This is a genomic window from Microbacterium umsixpiens (assembly GCF_053543675.1).
This window is the reverse complement of record NZ_JBLVOH010000058.1, coordinates 1-2465: the sequence shown is the minus strand read 5'-3', so window position 1 is coordinate 2465 and position 2465 is coordinate 1. Positions and strand designations below refer to the sequence as shown.

General features: G+C 69.8%; 3 protein-coding genes. All 3 read left to right on the top strand.

All coding sequences use genetic code 11. The features are described from left to right. On the top strand, positions 1-1386 hold a 1386-nt coding region (locus ACNPM4_RS05830), incomplete at its 5' end, for an FtsK/SpoIIIE domain-containing protein (protein WP_448985034.1). 114 nt (positions 1387-1500) lie between these two features. After that, positions 1501-1797, top strand: coding sequence for a WXG100 family type VII secretion target (locus ACNPM4_RS05825; protein WP_017204355.1), 297 nt, complete (start codon positions 1501-1503; stop codon positions 1795-1797). Positions 1798-1881: 84 nt separating this feature from the next. After that, on the top strand, positions 1882-2465 hold a 584-nt coding region (locus ACNPM4_RS05820; protein WP_448985033.1), incomplete at its 3' end, for a WXG100 family type VII secretion target.

Genomic DNA, 2465 nt, shown 5'->3' with positions numbered 1-2465 from the left:
ATCTACGGCACCAGCGGCGCCGGCAAGAGCGCCGCGCTGCGCACCCTCGCGGTGTCGGCCGGCATCACGCCGCGCGGCGGCCCCGTGCACGTGTACGGGCTCGACTTCGGCTCCGGCGCGCTGCGGATGCTGGAACCGCTGCCGCACGTGGGCTCGGTCATCTCGGGCGACGACGCCGAGCGCGTGGCCCGGCTGTTCGCGACGCTGCGCAGCGAGCTCGATCGTCGTGGTGACGCCTACTCCGCGGTGGGCGCGGCGACCCTGACCGAGTACCGCGCGCTGTCCGGCAAGTCCGACGAGCCGCGCATCGTGGTGCTCATCGACGGCTTCGCGGCGTTCCGCAACGACTACGAGGCCGTGATCGGTCGCTCCGACACCTACAACGCCCTGCAGGAGGTGCTCTCCGACGGACGAGCGGTCGGCATCCATGTGGTGCTGTCGGCCGACCGTTTCCAGAGCATCCCGAGCGCGCTGAACGCGATGATCCAGCGCCGCGTGGTGCTGCGCATGTCCGACACCGACGCGTACAACATCCTCAACGTCCCCAAGGACGTGCTGAACCCGGAGTCGGTGCCCGGACGCGCGATCGTCGGCGAGAACGAGGCGCAGATCGCGATCGTCGGGGGCACGCGCAGCATGAAGGAGCAGTCCCTCGCGATCGAGCGGATGGCGGCATCCATGTCGCGCCGTGGTGTGCCGGATGCTCCGCCGGTGCGGGCGCTCCCGCTGAGCTACCGCATCGACGAGGTCCCCGCTCTCCTCGGCGACCAGCTGGTCGTCGGACTCTCCGACGCCGACCTCGGTCCGTTCGGGATCGAGCCGACCGGCACGTTCGTGATCGCCGGCCCTCCCGCGAGCGGGAAGAGCAATGCGCTCGCGGCGATCACCCAGCAGATGCTGCGGGCACGGCCGGGCACGCCCACGCTGTACCTCGGGTCGTCGCGCTCGCCGGTGAAGAACGCGGTGGCGTGGACGGCTTCGGCGGCCGACGGCATCAGCGGCACGGCGGCCGTCGCCGAGATCGTCGAGAAGGCCGAAGCCGGTCTCAAGCCGGTCGTGGCCGTCGAGGGCGTGGCGGAGTTCGCGTCGTCTCTGCTGGAGATGCCGCTGTCCGACCTGGTCAAGCGGGCCGGTCGCGGCGAGCTGCTGCTGCTGTTCACGGGCGACACGAGCGAGTGGACGAGCAACTTCGGTCTGCTCGGCGAGATCAAGCAGTCGCGCCGCGGGGTGGTGCTCCAGCCCGAGACGATCGACGGCGAGCTCGTGCTCAAGGCTCCGCTGCCGCGGATCGGTCGGGGCGAGTTCCCGGTGGGTCGTGCGGTGCTCGCGCAGCGCGGCAAGGTGGTGCGCGTGCAGTTCCCGCTCGTCATCCCCGAGACCGTCTGAGCGCACATCCGAGACCGATGGGGACTTCTCCCCATTTGCAGACCAGAACCGCTTCGTTAGTCTCGAAGCACAAGAACTCTCCGGCACCCGCCGGGGCGACCGGAAGGTAACACCATGACGAACCTCAAAGTCAGCTACGCCGACATGAAGGATGCTGCTGGCCGTCTCCGCACGGGCCAGCAGGACATCGAAACGCAGCTGAAGAACCTCCGCGCATACGTCTCGCAGCTCGTCTCGGGCGGCTTCGTGACCACGTCCGCCTCTGGTGCGTTCGACGCGTCCTACGCGCAGTTCAACCAGGGCGCGACCGCGACCATCGCCGGTATCGAGGGCATGGCTCGCTTCCTCGACGTCGCAGCCCAGTCGCTGCAGTCGACCGACGAGCAGCTGGCCGCGCAGATCCGCCAGTAATCGCCGCACACCACACGAGGGGATGCCGACCTCGGCATCCCCTCGTGTGCGCCTGCACGACCTTCATCCACTCCGGGGGGAACGATGAGCGACCTCACGCTCGAGAGCAGTCTGCTGGACGCGTCGCGTTCATCGATCAGCGCCGCCATCCAGACGTTCGCGAACGCCGACCGGTTCGGCGATGACGTCGCCGGGCTCACGGGTCACAGCGGGCTCTCCGGCAAGGTGCAGGACTTCGCCGGCAACTGGGATCGCAAGCGCGGCCAGCTGCAGAAGAGCCTGGAAGGCATCCGCGACACCCTGCAGGCGATCGCCGACACCTTCGGTGACCTCGACCGCAACATGGCCCAGAGCGTCACCGACGGGATGAAGCACGTCGAGCGGCCACAGGGCGGCCCGGCTGAGACGCCTCCCACCGTCGGCGGCGGTCCGGATGGGGCCACTGAGCCGACTCCCGGACCTGCTCCCGGCCCCTCGCCGGCTCCTGCGCCGGCCCCCGGCCCTGCGCCCGAACCGATTCCTGGGCCGTTGCCGTCTCTTCCCGAGCCCGGCATTGGTGGCGGTCCTGCGCCGGTGCTGCCGTCGCTTCCGGATCCGATTCCCGGGCCGTTGCCGTCTCTTCCCGAGCCCGGCATTGGTGGCGGTCCTGCGCCGGTGCTGCCGTCGCT